We start from the raw sequence: 16,544 nt of genomic DNA on the forward strand, positions 1-16,544 counted from the left end.
GCGCGAGTGAGGGAGTGCTGTGACCGCCCAGCCGGATTTTTCGTTGATCGTCGGCTATGGCACCGATATGGGCAACGCCGAGGACGCTGCGATGTCGTTCTCCGAGGCCCTGGAAGAGGCCACCGGAATCAAGTCCGAGGCGATCGAGCTCAACCAGATTGATGTCGCGGACTTGCAGTCGGCATCGCATTTCGTCGCGGTGGTGTCGACATTCGGCGATGGCGAGTTCACCGACAACGCACTGCTGTTCTGGGAGGCGATCAGCGCCGAGGCGGCAGGCCGGCTGGAGCACCTGAGTTACGCGGTGCTGGCGCTGGGTGACAGCAGTTACGAGTTCTTCTGCAACGCGGGTCTGCTGCTCGATCAACGTTTGGAGGCGCTCGGCGCGGTGAAGCTCACCGACCGCGTCGATGTGGATGGGCCGTATCTGCAGCCCTCGAAGGAATGGACCACCGACCTCGTCAAGCGCCTGTCCGCGGGCCAGAGCGATGCCTCCACGCCGGCAGCCGTGACCGAGACCCCCACACAGCCCAAACGCGACCGCAACGAACCTGTCGAGGCCCGATTGCTCGTCAACCGGCTGCTCACCACCACCGAATCCGACAAAGAAGTGCGCCACTATGAAGTGGACCTCACTGGCTCCGGAATCTCCTATGAGGCAGGTGATTCGATTGCCGTGCACGCGAGCAACGACCCCGCCCTTGTCGCGGCGATACTTGCCGAACTCGGCGTAGACGCTGATCATCGGGTGACCGGTCACGACGAGCCCCTTGGTGAGCTGCTCTCAGATCACCTGGAGATCCGTACTCCCTCACGCACCCTTCGCAGTCTGGTGGCTACCCGAACAGATGACACTGACGCTGTCGCGGCCCTGGGCGGCGATGTCGTGCCCGCGCCGGGTTCCTGGTTGTACGGGAAAGACGTCCTCGATCTGATCAGGTTGGGGGAGTTGACCGTTGACGAGCTGGTGGACAACCTGCGGCCGCTTCAGTTCCGCGACTACTCCATCGCCTCGAGTCCTCTCATCCATCCCGACAGCGTGCACTTGACCGTGGCGACCATCCGGTACACCGATGCCGAACGCACCTATGGCGGAGTGGCATCGACCTTCCTGGCAGATCGTGGACAGACGATGCGGGTGCATCTGCGCCCCAACCACACGTTCCGGCTACCGGCGGCCGACGTACCCATCATCATGGTCGGTCCGGGCACCGGTATCGCTCCGTTCCGCGGTTTCCTGCAGGAGCGGCAGGCCATGGGCGCCTCGGGGCGTTCATGGCTGTTCTTCGGGGACCGGCGTCGCGCCGCTAGTTTCCTCTATGGGGAGGAACTACAGGGCTTCGTGGATTCGGGCGCGCTGACCCGCCTCGATCTCGCGTTCTCCCGTGACGGTGCTGAGGGGGAACCGAAACGGTATGTCCAGCACTGCATGTCGGAGAACGCGGCGGAGTTGTTCGCCTGGTTGCAGGATGGTGCGTACCTGTATGTGTGTGGCGACGCCGACCATATGGCCAAGGACGTAGACGCCACCTTGCATGAGATCGTCACTCGCTGCGGGGGAATGGACGCCGCTGGTGCCCATGCGTACGTCAACGATCTCATCAAGAACCATCGGTACGTGCGCGACGTTTACTGACGGTTCATTCCCGACCCGCAAGCCACTTGTCGAGCACTCGCCGGTCCCGTTTGGTCGGCCGCCCGGCACCACGATCACGCGCGGCGACCAGTACCGATGGGACAGCGGGCTGTGCAGGTGTTCGGTCGAGATAACAGGTCACCGCATCGACGGCGCCAACCCGTTTCTGGATTACCCGCACCACCTTCACGACTCGCGTGGTGTCACCGACCCGAGCGCGAACCTCGTCGCCGGGGGACACGGTCGTCGACGGCTTCGCCGGTCGATCGTTGATTCGCACATGTCCGCCTCGGCATGCCGCGGCGGCATCCGGCCTGGTCTTTGTCAACCGGACCGCCCACAGCCACCGATCGACGCGGGAGGATTCCATGCCCTCCATCATGAGGTGTCCTGGTGCCGAACTTCCACAACCTTCTAGACGCGCAGTGACAGGATCCGCTCGATCTCGCGCTGCAGCCGTTCGTGATCGAACGGTGGGAAGCCGAGGGCGGCGGCCGTGCGCGCGGACAGGCGTGCGAACAGGTCAACGGTCCGTCGCAAGGCGTCGAGGGTGTCGACAGCATCGAAATGGCCCCAGCACCCGTTGAGCTCCTCGCGGATGTCCGAGTCCATCCAGCTGCTCATCCGGGAGCCCAGATATCTGGTGTCATGGGCGGTGCCATGTCTCGCGGTGTGATCCCACTCGATGACCCGCAGCAGTTCCTCCTTGAGGTCCTGGTCACGTAGCTTGGCCGACCAGAGTTCCTCGCGCACTATCGCTTTCGCACACATCAACACTGCGGCGTAACCCCAGTGCAGACACTCCTCGAACTCCTCCTCGTCCGGTAGCGCACCCTCGGGCGCGCCCACCGACTCCGGGTCCGGCGCGAGATCGTCTTTGTCGAGAAGGACCAGAAAGGGTCTGTCGTGCCGCGCGGTGGCCAGGTCTTCGGCAGGCACCAGGGTGAAATCGAGCTTGCCGCCTGCGTAGTAGATCAGCCGGGTGGGGTACCCAGTGTCTTCGTCTTCCAGGCGCTCGACCACGAGGACCTCGCCCAAGTCCGACCACCAAGAATCGTCGTCCGCCAGGTCATCGGGATCGGGCGCATACAGCTCGATATCGCGATCCGATAGGACGTGATCATCCCCGTTGGCCCCGGATCCGGTGACAATGACCGCCCGGACGGCGTCTGTCTCAGCGGCCCACGCGACCAACTTCTCAAGCACCTCACCGTAATTCACGCCTACATCCTTGGCTCGCGGAGCCGCTGTTCTCAAGAGCTTTTCCGCGTGTCTGGCAGGTGCGCCCGGCGCGTCGCGTAGCCCGCTAGCCGGCGTTGTTCTTATTGGTGCCGTCCGGCACGAACGGGTTCACACCGGGTGGCGTCAACGGATTGGCGCCGTCGTAGGTCGGCTGATGGGCGCCTTGCTGGTACTCGATGTCACCCGGCGCCAGACACGGGTCAAACTCAGTGGCGCTGACACTGGGCTGGTTCGCGTAACACACCGGTGGGGGTTCCGGTGCGGCCGCCGCGGCTGGCGCCCCGATCAGTGTCACGATCCCGAGGGTCATTGCCGAACCCACTGCCGTCAACACGTTCATATCCATGCCTCTCTGCACGTCGAAAATCCAGCTAATCTGTCCCGCCGCGTTTCGCGGCATGCCAATTCATGGCTATCTATGCATATATCAGTTTCAGAGGATCTGTCTACATCGAGCAGGGGAAAATCAGGAAGCTCTCATGGCGAATTCAGTTAATACTCAGAATACCGTCGCCGGGTATGGGTATGAGACCGATCCGGGGGCTATTCAGAGTTGCGCGGAGCGTTCGGGACCGTGGGCGAGCAGCATCTCGACGAGCTGCTCGATCAGCTCGTCCTCACCGACCGCGACGTCCTGATGCAGCCACGCCGCGACGGCCTGGCCCACGCCCCCGATGATGAAATGGGCCAGCACGGGCAGGTTGCCCTGATCGTCGCGACGGAACCAGTCGCGTAGGTGCTGGGCGAACAGCGAGACGAACATCGCGGTGGCTTCGAACCTCTTGCGGACCAGTACCGGGTTGACCTGGCTGGGGCTGTACAGCAGCTGTCCGATGCGCCGGTCGGCGTTGATGACGCGCACCACGCTGGTGATACCTGCTCTGACCTGCAGGCGCGGTGGTGCCGCGGCCACTTCGGCCTCGACCGTCGAGGCAAGCCCCTCAACTGCCCAATCGAAGATCGCGACGGCGAATTCGTCCTTGTCGGCAAAGCTTTCGTAGAAATAGCGTTGCGCCAGGCCGGACCGCTGACAGACCGCGCGCAGGGTGAGGTCGCCGGGTCCTTCCGGGGCGCCGAGGATGTCCAGCCCCGCTTCCAGCAGCTGCTGCCGACGCCGGGCCAGGCGTTCGTCGGCAGGTAGGCCGCTGTAGGAGCGACCGGCGGGGGATGACACCCGACCAGTCTTGCAGGAGCCGGTATTGCCGGTTCAGGCTCTGCCGGTCACGGCAAAATCGGCGCCATGCCGTACGTGACCGATATGAGCCTTGTCGGCACTCTTCGGTCACGTACGGCGTGCGCTTGTCGAGTCGTCTTCTGGAGTCCGGGCTAACGAGCGCCGCCCGCTCCGTCCTGTTCGGCCCACTCGATACGCCATCTGTCGAGGACTGACTTAGCGGAACCTTCGTCGATTTCGACGTGATCTACATCGTTGTGTCCGAGGTAGTAGCGGCGTATGTACTCGGTGGGGTGCCACTCCAGGTCCCGGCCGAAGGCCTCGTCGATGGGAGGGTCTGTGTGGACCCGCCTGACAATTCCTGCTGGGTTTTCTGGTGTGCGACCACCAGCCAAAAGCGCGTAGAAGGTGACTGGTGTCTTACTCATTTACGTTTTCCGTTCGGCGGTAGAGATATCGACGAGCTGCCACTCGGGCGTGGGACCGCGTCGAACGCGTGATTCAGTTTCTGCTGCAGTTCATTGGCCCGCTGCGGTGAGGTACTAGGAAGGCGTTCTTCCTCATATAGGGAGTGCGCCTGCGTCTTGGTATCGAAGCTCGCGGGCGTGTGGAACTGGACTTCAAAGGTATGCCCCGTTGTCGGTTCGCGCCAGAAGCTATTGATGCCTTGATAACCCGGCTTGTCCCATGTGTTCTTGAACTTGACAGGCTCGTAGCCTTCCGCGACCAGGCGATCAATCGCCCGCTGTGTGTTCGCCGTGTAAAGCTCATGGGGCGATTGCACGGTGTATCTCACAGAATCCTTCATATCTGCAAGGTGCTCGGCAGTGCTCAGATTCGGAGTCGTCACGATGGACGTGTAGAGCTTCCGTTTGAATGATTCTTCTGTCTTGAGCCGCTTTCCCAGACCTGTGAGCTGACTGCCCGGCGCATTGTCAACGATGCCTCGGAGGGATTGGGTGATAAGGGGTTCGGCCCGCCGTGCCTGTTCCAGAAACTTGTTGGCCGCGGTGTTCTGCTCAGAGTTGAGTGAAGCTCCACTGCTGTGGGACCTCCATTCGCCATTCGTACTGGGCGAAGGGCGCTGTTCGCCCTTGGCGTCTGCACGATCACCTTCTTTGTGACCCTCTACGTGCTGGGGGCGTAACGCTTTTGAACCGTCTTCGCCAGTTTTGACAGCGTGCCCCGGTTGCGTGCTCGCTGGCTTACCGCCGGGTTTGTGATCAGCTTCGGGACCCACGCCGTTGCCTCCGGCGCCGGATACTCGTGCGGTCTCGGGCGTACCTGGCTTGGGATCTGTTAGTGCTCGCTTCTCTTTGGTCGGAACGCCGCCGCCGGCGACATCTTTGGTCGCCGTGGACGGCGAATCTGCCGAATGCGGGCTGGGCGGGGCCTTCGGCTTTATCGCCGTCGAATGTCCAGGCGCATCGGTGCCGCCAGAAGACTTCGTGCCGGTGTGACCGCCTTGGGTGCCGCCACCGTGCTGTGTTGGCGAATTCCCTGCAGCACGGGGAGTCTTTGACTCATGGCCGGGCCTGGCCCCAGCTGATCCTGAAGCCCCAGAGCCACCAGGTCGCGAACTACCCGGGCCGTGCGACCCAGCAGCAGAGCTGTGCGACCCGCCTGAATCATGCGAACTGCTGCCACTACCCGGATCTGCCGCAGCCGTCGCAGCCAAACCCAACCACCCAGCAGCTCCGGCTGTGGCTAGAAAGCTGGCCGTCACCACATTCACACAAAAGCGATATCCGCTCATGACACCCTTCTACATCGAAAGAAACAATGAATCTCTACCCGTGGACGCAACGTAAGCGGCGGGCAAATTGATTGAAACATGTTGCAGTACAAGTAATTTGATAGATATTGGCGATTGCAGTCACTATCCGGAGGTGGCCACATCCATCCAGTGGTGGCCAGTCAGTCGAGGACGGGGCAACGTCCACTTCGGCCCGCGACCAGACGTCGGTGCGGCTTGGGGCTTTGGCCCCGTTTCCCGCCATATCGGTCTGGATGTGTGTGGACGATCCTGGTCGTTCTGTCAACAAAAACGACGGCCACGGGAGCGGGTGCGGTCGTCATGTTGTCCGACGCTGTGGTGAAACGCACTTGCAGGAGCCGGTGTTGCCCGGGGAGCCGACGCGCATTAATCTGAATGCGCTTGCATCCAGATTAATGCTATTCATCGTCTTCACATCACCGACTCGACGCAACGGAGTGCACATGGACCTGGCCTTCTCGGCAGAGGAAGAACAATTCCGCACCGAGGTTCGGGAGTTCCTGGAAGAGAACCTCACGGAGGACTTGCGTTCGGCCGGGCGCCTGCAAACGAGTGTGTACAGCGACCATGAGGCGAGCCTGCAATGGCAGGCGATCCTGCATGAGAAGGGATGGGCCGCGCCGGCCTGGCCGGTGAAGTACGGTGGTCAGCCCTGGACCGTTGCGCAGCATTACATCTTCGCGGTCGAGTCGATGATCGCCGGGGCGCCGGCCCTGTCGCCCATGGGTATTCGGATGGTTGCGCACGCTATCGTCAAGTTCGGCACCCAGGAGCAGAAAGACTTCTTCCTGCCCCGCATCCTGACTGGCGAGGTGTTCTTCTGTCAGGGATACAGCGAACCGGAATCCGGCTCGGACCTGGCGTCGTTGCAGATGTCGGCGGTCGCCGATGGTGACGACTTCATCCTCAACGGCTCTAAAATCTGGACAACCCATGCACGCGAGGCGAATTGGATGTTTGCTCTCGTTCGCACCGCCAAAGGCCCAAAGAAGCAGCTCGGTATCACCTTCATCCTCATCGACTTCACCTCGCCCGGAATCGACGTCAAGCCACTGGTGATGAGCTCGGGGGAGGAGGTGCAGAACGTCGTCTTCTTCGACAACGTGCGAGTGCCCAAAGCGAATGTCCTCGGTGAGATCGACGAGGGGTGGACTGTCGCGAAGTATCTTCTCGAGTTCGAGCGCGGTGGTGGGGCGGTGGCACCCATGCTGCAGGTGGGTCTCGATCAGTTGACCGCTGCAGCCCAATCAGTGCCCACCGACAACGGCACCCTGGCAGCAGATCCCTTGTTCCGCGCCAAGCTTGCCGACCTCGCGATTCGTGTCGACGTATTGGAAGTTCTTGAGCACCGCGTGCTGGCGGTTGTCGCCGGTGGCGGTAACCCCGGCACGGCCTCGTCGATGCTGAAAATCCTTGGCACCGAACTCTCTCAAGCGTTGACCACGCTCACGCTGGAGGCCGCCGGTCCGCGCGGTCGTGTGTATCAGCCCCATGTCACGAAGCCGGGTGGCCCGGTGGTCGAGTACACCCCGCCCGCCGATGGGTACCACAGCGGTGAGCTATGGCAGGCGGTGGCACCGCTGCATTATTTCAATGATCGGGCTGGATCAATTTACGCCGGTTCCAACGAGATTCAACGCAACATCCTCGCCAAGGCCCAGCTGGGTCTCTGACAGACAAGAGCGAACATCACCATGGATTTCAACCTGACCGACGAACAGCAACTCCTCAAGAACTCTGTCTCGGACTTCCTGTCCAACCGCTATGCCCTGGACACCAGCCGACGTGCGGCGCGCTCGGATGTCGGCTGGCAGCCGCAGGTGTGGAAGTCCTTTGCCGAGGAGCTCGGCATCCTCGGCGCGCCACTGCCTGAGGAACGCGGTGGTTTGGGTGGCGGCGCGGAGGAAGTTCTTGTCATCGCCGAGGTGCTCGGGCAGCATCTGGTAGTCGAGCCATTCATCGGCACCGTGGTTCTTGGTGGCGGGCTGCTCCGGCGCTCGAGTAGCGACCTTGCCACAGAACTCGTCGGCGGAATCGCGTCCGGCGATGTTGTCACCGGATTTGCGGCCCTGGAAACAACTTCCGGCCAGGCATTCCATTCCGTGCGGACCACCGCGCGCCGCGATGGTCCGCACTGGGTGCTCGACGGGGAAAAGATCGTGGTCACTGACGCACCGATCGCGACCCATCTGATCATCACCGCGCGGACCTCCGGTGATGCGGCCGACACCGCGGGTCTCACACTATTCGCGATACCGTTCGATCCCGCCGATCCGCCATCGGGGATGGACGTACACCACTACCGGACGATCGATGACCATCACGCCAGCGATCTGGTGATATCCGGCCTGCGCGTGCCGGATTCGGCGCGCATCTCGGAGGTGGACGAGGCGTGGCCGCTGATCGATGCCGCACTCGACGAGGCCACAGCCGCCACCGTGGCCGAGGCGGTGGGGATGCTGCGCAAGGTCCTTTCCGACACCGTCGAATACACCAAGCAGCGTCAGCAGTTTGGCGTGGCGATCTCTAATTTCCAAGCGCTGCAGCACCGCATGGTGAATATGCATATCGAGGTCGAGCAGGCGGTCGCGGCCTCGTACCTGGCCTCGCTCAATCTCGACGGCGCACGCCGTACCCGGGCGGTGTCGGCCGCCAAGGCGACCATCGCGCGTGCGGCCAGGCTGGTGGGACAGGAGGCGGTTCAGCTGCACGGCGGCATGGGTATGACCGAGGAACTCGCCATCGGACATTACTTCAAGCGTCTCACCGTGATTGAGTCGGAATTCGGCAACCGTGACTTCCACACCACGCGGTATCAGCACGCACGCGGCTAAATCTATCCGACGAGATTGATCACCAGATTGATCGTGCACGCGATGATTACCGTGCCGTAGACGTAGCTGAAAAGACAGTGTTTCAAGACCACGTCGCGGATGTGCGACTCGGTGACGGCGGTGTCAGAGACCTGATATGTCATGCCGAGATTGAACGAGAAGTAGTAGAAGTCGACGTAGCGTGGCGGCACGGTGGAATTGAAGTCGATTCCACCGGGGATGTCCTGGTAATAGATTCGGGCATACCGAGCGGCGTAGATCGTGTGCAGCATCGCCCACACGGTCAGTATCGCTCCTATGCACAGGCCCGCGTAGATGCCCTTGTCCTCGTCATTGGCAGAGACCAGAAGTATTCCGATTGCCGACAGGCTGGCCACCAGTATCAGCAGCATCGCCACATCGCCGAGCTCGTCGTCCATGTCCTCGCTACTCGCACGCGCACGCGTCTGCTCCGGATCCATGGGCCACAAGACAATCAGCGCCCACACGACACTGATGGCCGCGGCGACGATCACCACCGCGAGCAGGGCAACCTGCCAACGCTGCAACAGCGTCCACGTCAGGATGCAGGCTGCCAACCCCACCACGAGTGCGATCCAGAATCGTCTGGTGCCGGTCATGACTCTCCCGCTCGTATCGTCTAGCTCGCAGCGGCTGGCCTAAGCCAACATTCGCGGCTAGGGATGGGGTGTGCTGGTCGCCGTCGTCGTGGTCGACGTGCGGTTACTCGGTGACGGTGCGTCGTCGCGGTCCTGCCACGCGATGAATAGTGCGGTGAATATGGCCGCCGAGAACACCGCGGCGGCAAGAAACCACAGGAACGGTCGCTGGAACCAGCGCATCCGGTCGGTGTCACGGTAGTCGCCCGGTCCGGGGCTGAAGGTCACCTCGGGGCGAGCGGCGGTGACCGGCGTCGAGTAGTCCTGATACTCCTGCAGTTCCGGGGAAGTATCGGCTTGGGACCAGGCAAAGCTATCGGACTCGACGGTGTCGATGGGCTTGGATGCCGGGCTTTTCGCGGTTTCCTCGCCCGTCGGCACCGGCCGCATCATGGTCGCTTCGAGCGATGGTGTCTCGTCTGGTTGACCGGCCATGACGGCGGCCCCGAATGCGGCGGCGAGCTGGGGCTGTGGTGCGGCGATGATCGGGCATCGCAATCGTTCGGAAAGCTGCTGAGTCACAAGAGGAATGCCGGCGCCGCCCCCGATGGTGAGGACGGCACTGACGCCAGCGGAAGGAATGTTGTTGCGTTCCAGAGTTTCTTGGATGGTTGTGATCAACGCGGCAAGCGGGCCTCGGATCCGGTCTTCCAGCTCGCTGCGGGTGAGCCGCACATCGGCGGTGAGGCCGGGAAGCTCGACGGGAACCACGGTGGTCGTATCGGTCGACAGATGCTCCTTGGCCGCGCGACACCGTTCACGCAGGCGGGTCAAGGCACCCAACGATGCGGTGCCGTCCGGATCCTGGTCGAGGCCGGTAAGGACCTGGGCCAGGAGTTCCTGGTCGATACGTTGTCCGGAGAAGTCGCGATGACGAACAGTCTCGCCGACGGGCTCGAAATTGCTTGTGGCGTCGGCCAACGTGATGCTTGTGCCCGTTCCGCCCAGATCACAGACGACAACCACTCCGTGATTGGGGACGCGATCGCGCAGGCTCACCAATGCCGCGCGCGCATCCGGCACCAGCTTCATCGGCCGCCCGCCTGGCGCCAGGGCAGGCACTTTGTCGATGGCGGCGCGCAACGCGGCGATGGACTGCGCGCCCCAATGCGCGGGGATGGCGGCCGCGAGCGCCGGGGGAGTCTCGAAACTGGCCACCACCGCAGCGTCGGCGATCATGACCCGGATGGCTTCTGCCATGACCCAATCGGCGCTGTGCACCGATCCGTCAGCACCCACGATTCCGACGGGATCTCCGACGCGATCGACAAATCCGGTCAGGCCCAGGCCAGGCTCCTTCGGGATGCCGACCTCGGAGGGCCGATCGTCATGCAAGGTGAGCATCGATGCCCGCACGACAGGAACGCCGTCAGGGTTGCCGTCGGTGGCGACCAGCTGTGTAGCCCCGATCGACATTCCGAGTGAGTTCATTCCCTACCTGTTCGCCTGTTCGATGGTGATTCTAGGCGGGTGCCCTTCGTGGAGAACCTAAAGGGCGTTCGCATCGATGATCGCGGCGGCGAAATCCTTGGGCGCCTCCTGCGGGACGTTGTGGCCGATCCCGTCCAGGATCCGGTGGGAGTACTTGCCCGTGAACATCTTCCGGTAGGTTGCCCCGTCCTTGGCCGGCCCGTCGAAATCGCTACCGATCGTGATGGTTGGCACGCCGATGGTTGGCTTGGCCGCCAGCTTTGCCTCGAGGGCGTCGTAGCGTGGTTCGCCCTTGGCCAGCCCGAGCCGCCACCGATAGTTGTGTATGACGATGTCGACATGGTCGGGGTTGTCGAAGGCGCCGGCCGAGCGGTCATAGGTGGTGTCGTCGAAGTTCCATGTCGGTGAGGCGTTGTGCCAGATGAGCTTGTTGAAGTCGCGAGTGTTCTGCCGATATCCCCGCAGGCCACGGTCGGTGGAGAAGTAGTACTGGTACCACCAGCCCAGTTCGGCCTGTGGTGACAGTGGCTGCTGGTTGGCTTCGAGATTCACGATGATGTAACCGCTGACCGCGACGAGTGCCTTGACACGCTCAGGCCAGATGGCGGCCACAATGTCGGCGTTGCGGGCGCCCCAGTCGAAGCCGCCGAGGATGGCCGACGGGATCTTCACTGCGTCCATGAAGTCGATGACATCGCTGGCAAGTGCGGCTTGTTGACCGTTGCGCACGGTGTCGGCGGACCTGAAGCGGGTACTGCCGTATCCACGCAGATAGGGGACCAGAACCCGAAATCCTTTGGCGGTCAGAAGCGGCACCACGTCCAGATAGCTGTGAATGTCATAGGGCCAACCGTGCAGCAGAATCACCGGTGGTCCATCGGGTGGCCCCTCATCGACGTACCCGACGTTGAGCGGGCCCGCGTCGATCTGTTTGAGCGCAGGGAACTGTGTGCGCGGTCGCGTCGCGTCGACTCGGGCACCGTTCGAGCATGCCCCGAGGGTCGTCGCGCCGATCGCCGCAGCGAGCGCCACTGTGGAAAATCCGCGTCTGCTGATCATGTCGGGGAGCCTAATCATCCGGTGTCGCTGACCAGCGGCTGCAGAATGACTATGCGACGATGAGCCGATGGACGCAGCCAAGCTGTTTGTCGCTGGCGTAATCGTCGCCGGTGCCACGCTAACCCTGTCGGTCCCTGCCATCGCGGATCCCGGGGTGCCCGGACCTGCGCCGGGACCCTCGACTCCGGATGCGGCGGCAGCTGCCACCGGCCCCCTGGGCCCGCCACCTCCGCCACCGGCTCAGCCCGCGGTTCCCGAGATCGCGAACCCCACCTACGGCTCGGGCTCGAGCGGCCCGTTGGGGACCATCCGCGACCTTTGGCATCAAGCCCACGACGGTCCACTCGATACGCCCGAAGGTGTCGCCGGACGGCCCGCCGGCGCGGGTCCCGCTCCGCAGCTGCCACCGGGATACATCTCGACAAATGCCCCAGAGTCCTCCAATCCTGGAAGGATCAGGGACCCGTATGCACCGGCGCCCTCGGGGCCCCCGCTGCCTCCTGGGTATACCTCGCTGAAGGATCCCGCGCCGCCCGGCTATGAGCCCGCGCCTCCGGCCCAGGGCAGCCCTGCGCCGTGAGTAAGCAGGTGCCTGGCGGGGTGGTGCACACGCTGCCCGCAGACTTACGCACCGCGCTGATCGGGAACCCCTCGGCTCTGGCCCTATGGCAAGACATCACACCGCTGGGGCGCAATGAGTTCATCTGCTGGGTGGAGGATGCCAAGCAGGACGCGACGCGGGAACGCCGCATACGGCGGACCCAAGAGGAACTCGAAGAAGGAAAGCGGCGGCCGTGTTGTTGGCCCGGATGCAAGCATCGCGAGCGCACCGGTAAGTAGCCGGCAACGTCAGGCAGAGGAGATGTTGTCAACGGCCAGCGCGTGATTGGCCACCGTCAACAGGAGATCGGCACTGAGATCGATCAGCTGGTTCTTACTGATGGCAAGGTCACCGGCAAGCCAACTCGTCACGCTCTCCATGAGTGCACCGAACAACTGGACGCCCGCAAGGGTGACTCTCTGGTCCAGATCCTGCGATAAGACGCCGGCAGACATACGGCGCGCCTGGGAGCGCATCAACGCGATGAACATGTCGCGTACCTGGGTGCGATGTTGATGTGAGCTGTGCGCGGGGGCTTCGACAAATACCACGCGGGCCTTACGTGGATCCCCGGTGAGCAGATCAATGCAGGCGCCCAACCCGGCACGTACGACCTGACGCTCGTCGGTCCCGGATGCCGCGATGGCATCGGTCATGGCTGCCAAGGTCTGCGTCGCCAGTTCATCGACCAGTGCCATGAAAATCGCGTGGCGATTCTCGAAGTGCTCATAGAAGTACCGGTCATTCAATCCCGTGGTCTGGCACAAACCCGAGACCGAGAGGCTGTTGTAGCCCTGCGAGCCCACAACTTCCAGCGAGGCGTCCAGCAGGCGCGCGCGGCGCTCGGCACGTCGTTGATCAGCAGATATCCCACCGTAACCGCGTATGGCTGCCATGTACCCATTGTGGTGCAGTGCTTGCACAAATACAACTTCTGGTGGAGACTTCCACCAGAATTGCCTCCGACTCCGGAAGGAACCGCTTATGGCGCCCCGTGCAGCCACCTCCATCCCGGCCCGCCATCCTCGAGACCGCGGCAAGGTGCCCGTCGTCGGCCTGCTCGCCAGGGCAATGCTGATCCGCCCGCCAACCGACACCGAATGGCGCACCATCGGCGACGCTTTGAACGTGGGGGACCAGCCGGCGGACGACCTGGTCGATTGGATGTACTCGCACGGGATGGATTCCGCACGAGTGCTTTTCAACGAGGCGATAGCCGAAGGGATCCGCGGCCTCGATAATCCTCCCGAACCGCTGCGCGTCTTCTTCGAGCGCCTCGAGGCAACGCCGGATTGGGTTGATTGGGCACGAATTCGGGCCGGGCAGAAACTCTTTCAGCGTGGCGGCCTCGACACGATCTTCCTGGCCAGAGACGTCCCATTCCTGGGCGGTTTCGCCGCGTCGGGTATCAATCGGACACTTCTTCTCACCAAGACGGGACAAAGTGGGAAAAGTGGGAGCGCTCAGCGCTTCGCCGAAACCATGCAATGGGCGCTCAGCACGATCGCGGATGACGGTCTCTTGCCCCAGGGGGACGGTTACCAGGCGACTCTGCACGTTCGGCTGATTCATGCACTGGTGAGGCGGCATGTCCAAGCCCTACCGGAATGGCGGGGCCAGGACTGGGGCGTGCCGATCAACCAAACCGATATGGCGGCAACCATTCTCGGTGCGATCTACGTACCGGCGGTGCTATCGGTATCGTTTGGCATCGTAGCGACACCTGGCGAACTGGAAGATGTCGCGCACCTGACGCGGTATGTGGGGTGGCTCATGGGTGTCGAGGAGCAATACCTTCCGGTGAGTTTCCGCGACGCGATGAAGCGGCTCTACCACTACCTGATGTCGTTGCATCGCCCCGATGAGACCAGCCGGGCAATGGCAGTGCCGATGGCCGAAGATCCGCTGCATTGGCGTTACTCGAATCTCGAGGCTATTCGCCGCAGAATCGCATGGGCACAGCATATTTCAATTACCACGACGTACATCGGCCGGGCGCAGATGCGCAGACTCGGGTTGCCCACGTACATGCCGCCGTGGTATCCGATGCTGCGAATTCCGGTGAATCTGTTGCGTACCGGCGCGAATTTCGTGCTGCCCGGTGGCCGCCTCAGGCAGGCCCGTGACGGCTCGCGCCGGCAGTACGAGTTCATGCACGCCCTCAGTACCGAGGGCCACTCCAAGATCGGGCATTCCGCCCGTTGGATCGGGGACGCCGCCTAGAGTGGGCTCTGCCACGCATGCGGGTATGGCTCCCCGTGTGGCGCCGAGGATCGGAGACGGCAATGGTAGGCGCGGCCTCGTCGGAATCGGATGTGCCCGCCGATTTCGCTGATCTCATGAGTCAACTGGACCACCCCATGTACGTGGTTACTGTGTGGGGCTCTGATGGTCCGTCGGGATGTCTCGTCGGTTTCGCCAGTCAGGTCAGTATCGATCCGCCGCTGTTTCTCGTAGGGCTGTCCAAGCAGAACCACACCTGGCGAGTCTCGACCGGCGTAAGACATCTCGCCGTGCACCTGATACCTCGGACAGCCTCCGCGTTGGTACGGCTCTTTGGAGAAGAGACGGGCGACCGCATCGATAAGTTCGCCGCGTGTACGTGGAGTGTGGGTCCACACGGTGTTCCCATACTGCAAGATTCTTCGGCGTGGTTCGTCGGTGAGATCACGATGCGTGTTGAACTCGGCGACCACGTTGGTCACGTGCTGGTGCCGGTCGCGGTGCACCAGAAACCTGAGGTATCTGCTTACATCGCGTCCCGCGATGCCAAAAATCTCCATCCCGGGCACGAAGCGTGAGAGCCGAAGAAGGTACACCTGTTGAGGGAGCTCCCGAAACAACGCCTGCTGTGCCGTTTCATCTGATCCAACATCAAATATCCACTACTGGTGTGTAATTCGTCCACATGATGCCATGTAGGTGATTCTGGTTTCCTCATCCGACTGACCCGAGTCATCGAATCATGTTGTGGTGCTTAACTGCCCTCCTCTTGCGATTCTGACGGCAGCGATACGGCTTGAATACCCTGTCAGCCTGAATTCAAACCTCCATATGTCGCCTTCCTTGAGGATGCGGACGCGGCAGAAGGTGGTGCGCATCGCTAGATCCGCTTAGTGTGGGAGAAGTAGATGTAGCGCGCACGTGGTTGGCGTATGAGGCAGGTTCTGCCGGTACAAGAACAGTAATGGCCAACCTTGGAAGACAGGCGCAGCTCGCCGGCACGGATGTGGTCGGCCAAATCGAACGAGCTGTGTCGTGGACAGCGTTGAGAGGGTTCATAAATGGATTGCCCTGTGGATGCTCCGGATGCCGGGCGCGCGGAGGTTAGATCCAGACCAAATGGTGCGACCGACGACTACTCGGACGTTCCCGACATGTTCCTGGCCCTTGTGGGTCTATCCATGGACAGCAGCGCATACCTCCGCGGCCGCGAGCAGATCGTGACCAGGTGCCTGCCTCTGGCCGACAATGTCGCGCGTCATTTTGATCGACGTGGTGAGGATCTCGAGGATCTGGTACAGGTGGCACGCCTCGGGTTGCTCAACGCGGTTAACCGCTTCGATCCCGAGAAGGGTTCGAGTTTCCTTGGTTTCGCTGTTCCCACCATGATGGGGGAGGTGCGGCGCTACTTCCGCGACCATGGATGGTCGATGCACGTTCCTCGCGCTATTCGAGATAGACACGTTCAGATAGCCAGGGCCACTGCTAAATTGACCCAGACGTTGCAGCGGGCGCCCACTCCCGGCGAGCTGGCAGCTGAGTTGGGTATCAGCCATGAAGCAGTCGTCGAGAGCCTGGTTGCGGCAGATGCCTATCAGCCTCGATCGATCGAGGCACCGGTGGCTCAGGGAGATGACGACTCCAAGCACTTGGCAGACGTACTCGGCGACACCGATCCGGCGCTCGAACATGTAACGAATCGCGAGGCAGTGCGCCCGTTGTTGGCAGGATTGCCTCGGCGGGAGCGCACCGTCCTCGAACTTCGATTTTTCAAGGGCATGACGCAGAGCCAGATAGCCGAACAGATCGGCGTGTCCCAGATGCATGTGTCGCGGATCCTCAGCGACACCCTGCGGCAGCTCCGGGAACAGTTGCAGTAGGCGATTTCATCGCAACTGATTAGACCGT

Annotated in this window: 19 protein-coding genes; 8 read left to right on the forward strand and 11 right to left on the reverse strand. The window is 62.4% G+C overall.

What is annotated here, in order from left to right; translation table 11 throughout:
* Window positions 1-19 precede the first annotated feature (19 nt).
* On the forward strand, window positions 20-1,636 hold the full coding sequence (locus tag AOT87_RS09250) for a sulfite reductase flavoprotein subunit alpha (RefSeq protein ID WP_057967755.1): 1,617 nt from the start codon (window positions 20-22) through the stop codon (window positions 1,634-1,636).
* Window positions 1,637-1,640: 4 nt separating this feature from the next.
* Here the strand turns inward: AOT87_RS09250 and AOT87_RS09255 are convergent, their stop codons facing one another.
* The 7 genes from AOT87_RS09255 to AOT87_RS28670 all read right to left on the reverse strand — a co-directional run bounded on the left by AOT87_RS09255 (window position 1,641) and on the right by AOT87_RS28670 (window position 5,684).
* Window positions 1,641-2,006, reverse strand: coding sequence for a S4 domain-containing protein (locus tag AOT87_RS09255; protein ID WP_057967783.1), 366 nt, complete (start codon window positions 2,004-2,006; stop codon window positions 1,641-1,643).
* 44 nt (window positions 2,007-2,050) lie between these two features.
* Complete coding sequence (locus tag AOT87_RS09260) at window positions 2,051-2,857, reverse strand: aminoglycoside 6-adenylyltransferase (protein ID WP_057967754.1); 807 nt, start codon at window positions 2,855-2,857, stop codon at window positions 2,051-2,053.
* An 85-nt stretch (window positions 2,858-2,942) separates the two neighbouring features.
* A complete protein-coding gene (locus AOT87_RS09265; protein WP_232785248.1) occupies window positions 2,943-3,188 on the reverse strand; it encodes a hypothetical protein in 246 nt (81 codons plus the stop codon).
* 237 nt (window positions 3,189-3,425) lie between these two features.
* Entirely contained in the window at window positions 3,426-4,052 is a 627-nt protein-coding gene (locus AOT87_RS09270) for a TetR/AcrR family transcriptional regulator (protein ID WP_044105676.1), read from the reverse strand.
* Between the two features lie 152 nt (window positions 4,053-4,204).
* Complete coding sequence (locus AOT87_RS09275; RefSeq protein ID WP_057967753.1) at window positions 4,205-4,480, reverse strand: hypothetical protein; 276 nt, start codon at window positions 4,478-4,480, stop codon at window positions 4,205-4,207.
* Window positions 4,477-5,292: a hypothetical protein gene (locus tag AOT87_RS09280; protein WP_234795864.1), complete on the reverse strand. Its 816-nt coding sequence runs from the start codon at window positions 5,290-5,292 to the stop codon at window positions 4,477-4,479. The genes AOT87_RS09275 and AOT87_RS09280 overlap by 4 nt, the downstream gene beginning before the upstream one ends.
* A 161-nt stretch (window positions 5,293-5,453) precedes the next feature.
* Entirely contained in the window at window positions 5,454-5,684 is a 231-nt protein-coding gene (locus AOT87_RS28670; protein WP_057970304.1) for a hypothetical protein, read from the reverse strand.
* Between the two features lie 588 nt (window positions 5,685-6,272).
* Between AOT87_RS28670 and AOT87_RS09285 the strand changes: the two genes are divergently transcribed.
* The gene (locus AOT87_RS09285; protein ID WP_057967781.1) at window positions 6,273-7,502 is read left to right on the forward strand and encodes an acyl-CoA dehydrogenase family protein; all 1,230 of its coding nucleotides are present in this window, start codon (window positions 6,273-6,275) and stop codon (window positions 7,500-7,502) included.
* Between the two features lie 21 nt (window positions 7,503-7,523).
* Window positions 7,524-8,663 (forward strand): acyl-CoA dehydrogenase family protein, encoded by a 1,140-nt coding sequence (locus AOT87_RS09290; RefSeq protein ID WP_057967752.1) that lies wholly within the window; start codon window positions 7,524-7,526, stop codon window positions 8,661-8,663.
* A gap of 2 nt (window positions 8,664-8,665) precedes the next feature.
* On the opposite strand, the gene AOT87_RS09295 is transcribed toward AOT87_RS09290, so the two are convergent.
* The 3 genes from AOT87_RS09295 to AOT87_RS09305 are packed head-to-tail and all read right to left on the reverse strand — an operon-like array spanning window position 8,666 to window position 11,812.
* On the reverse strand, window positions 8,666-9,283 hold the full coding sequence (locus tag AOT87_RS09295) for a DUF1345 domain-containing protein (RefSeq protein WP_057967751.1): 618 nt from the start codon (window positions 9,281-9,283) through the stop codon (window positions 8,666-8,668).
* A gap of 57 nt (window positions 9,284-9,340) precedes the next feature.
* A complete protein-coding gene (locus tag AOT87_RS09300; RefSeq protein WP_057966380.1) occupies window positions 9,341-10,753 on the reverse strand; it encodes an Hsp70 family protein in 1,413 nt (470 codons plus the stop codon).
* Between the two features lie 57 nt (window positions 10,754-10,810).
* Complete coding sequence (locus AOT87_RS09305; protein ID WP_057967750.1) at window positions 10,811-11,812, reverse strand: alpha/beta hydrolase; 1,002 nt, start codon at window positions 11,810-11,812, stop codon at window positions 10,811-10,813.
* A 67-nt stretch (window positions 11,813-11,879) separates the two neighbouring features.
* Between AOT87_RS09305 and AOT87_RS09310 the strand changes: the two genes are divergently transcribed.
* Together AOT87_RS09310 and AOT87_RS09315 are read left to right on the forward strand one after the other, a co-directional pair.
* Entirely contained in the window at window positions 11,880-12,392 is a 513-nt protein-coding gene (locus tag AOT87_RS09310; protein WP_057969733.1) for a hypothetical protein, read from the forward strand.
* A 23-nt stretch (window positions 12,393-12,415) separates the two neighbouring features.
* On the forward strand, window positions 12,416-12,652 hold the full coding sequence (locus AOT87_RS09315; protein ID WP_198528432.1) for a YdeI/OmpD-associated family protein: 237 nt from the start codon (window positions 12,416-12,418) through the stop codon (window positions 12,650-12,652).
* A gap of 9 nt (window positions 12,653-12,661) precedes the next feature.
* Here the strand turns inward: AOT87_RS09315 and AOT87_RS09320 are convergent, their stop codons facing one another.
* A complete protein-coding gene (locus AOT87_RS09320; protein WP_057967749.1) occupies window positions 12,662-13,309 on the reverse strand; it encodes a TetR/AcrR family transcriptional regulator in 648 nt (215 codons plus the stop codon).
* A gap of 88 nt (window positions 13,310-13,397) precedes the next feature.
* Here AOT87_RS09320 and AOT87_RS09325 point away from each other — a divergent pair, with 88 nt between their 5' ends.
* The 3 genes from AOT87_RS09325 (at window position 13,398) to AOT87_RS09335 (ending at window position 16,516) form a co-directional block, all read left to right on the forward strand.
* On the forward strand, window positions 13,398-14,636 hold the full coding sequence (locus AOT87_RS09325) for an oxygenase MpaB family protein (RefSeq protein WP_057967748.1): 1,239 nt from the start codon (window positions 13,398-13,400) through the stop codon (window positions 14,634-14,636).
* 62 nt (window positions 14,637-14,698) lie between these two features.
* Window positions 14,699-15,214 (forward strand): flavin reductase family protein, encoded by a 516-nt coding sequence (locus tag AOT87_RS09330; protein ID WP_057966374.1) that lies wholly within the window; start codon window positions 14,699-14,701, stop codon window positions 15,212-15,214.
* Window positions 15,215-15,697: 483 nt separating this feature from the next.
* Window positions 15,698-16,516, forward strand: a complete 819-nt coding sequence (locus AOT87_RS09335) for a SigB/SigF/SigG family RNA polymerase sigma factor (protein WP_057967747.1) — start codon at window positions 15,698-15,700, stop codon at window positions 16,514-16,516.
* The last annotated feature ends 28 nt before the right edge of the window (window positions 16,517-16,544 follow it).

The organism is Mycobacteroides sp. H003 (genome assembly GCF_001440135.1).
GTDB classification, from domain to species: Bacteria; Actinomycetota; Actinomycetes; order Mycobacteriales; family Mycobacteriaceae; genus Mycobacterium; species Mycobacterium gwanakae.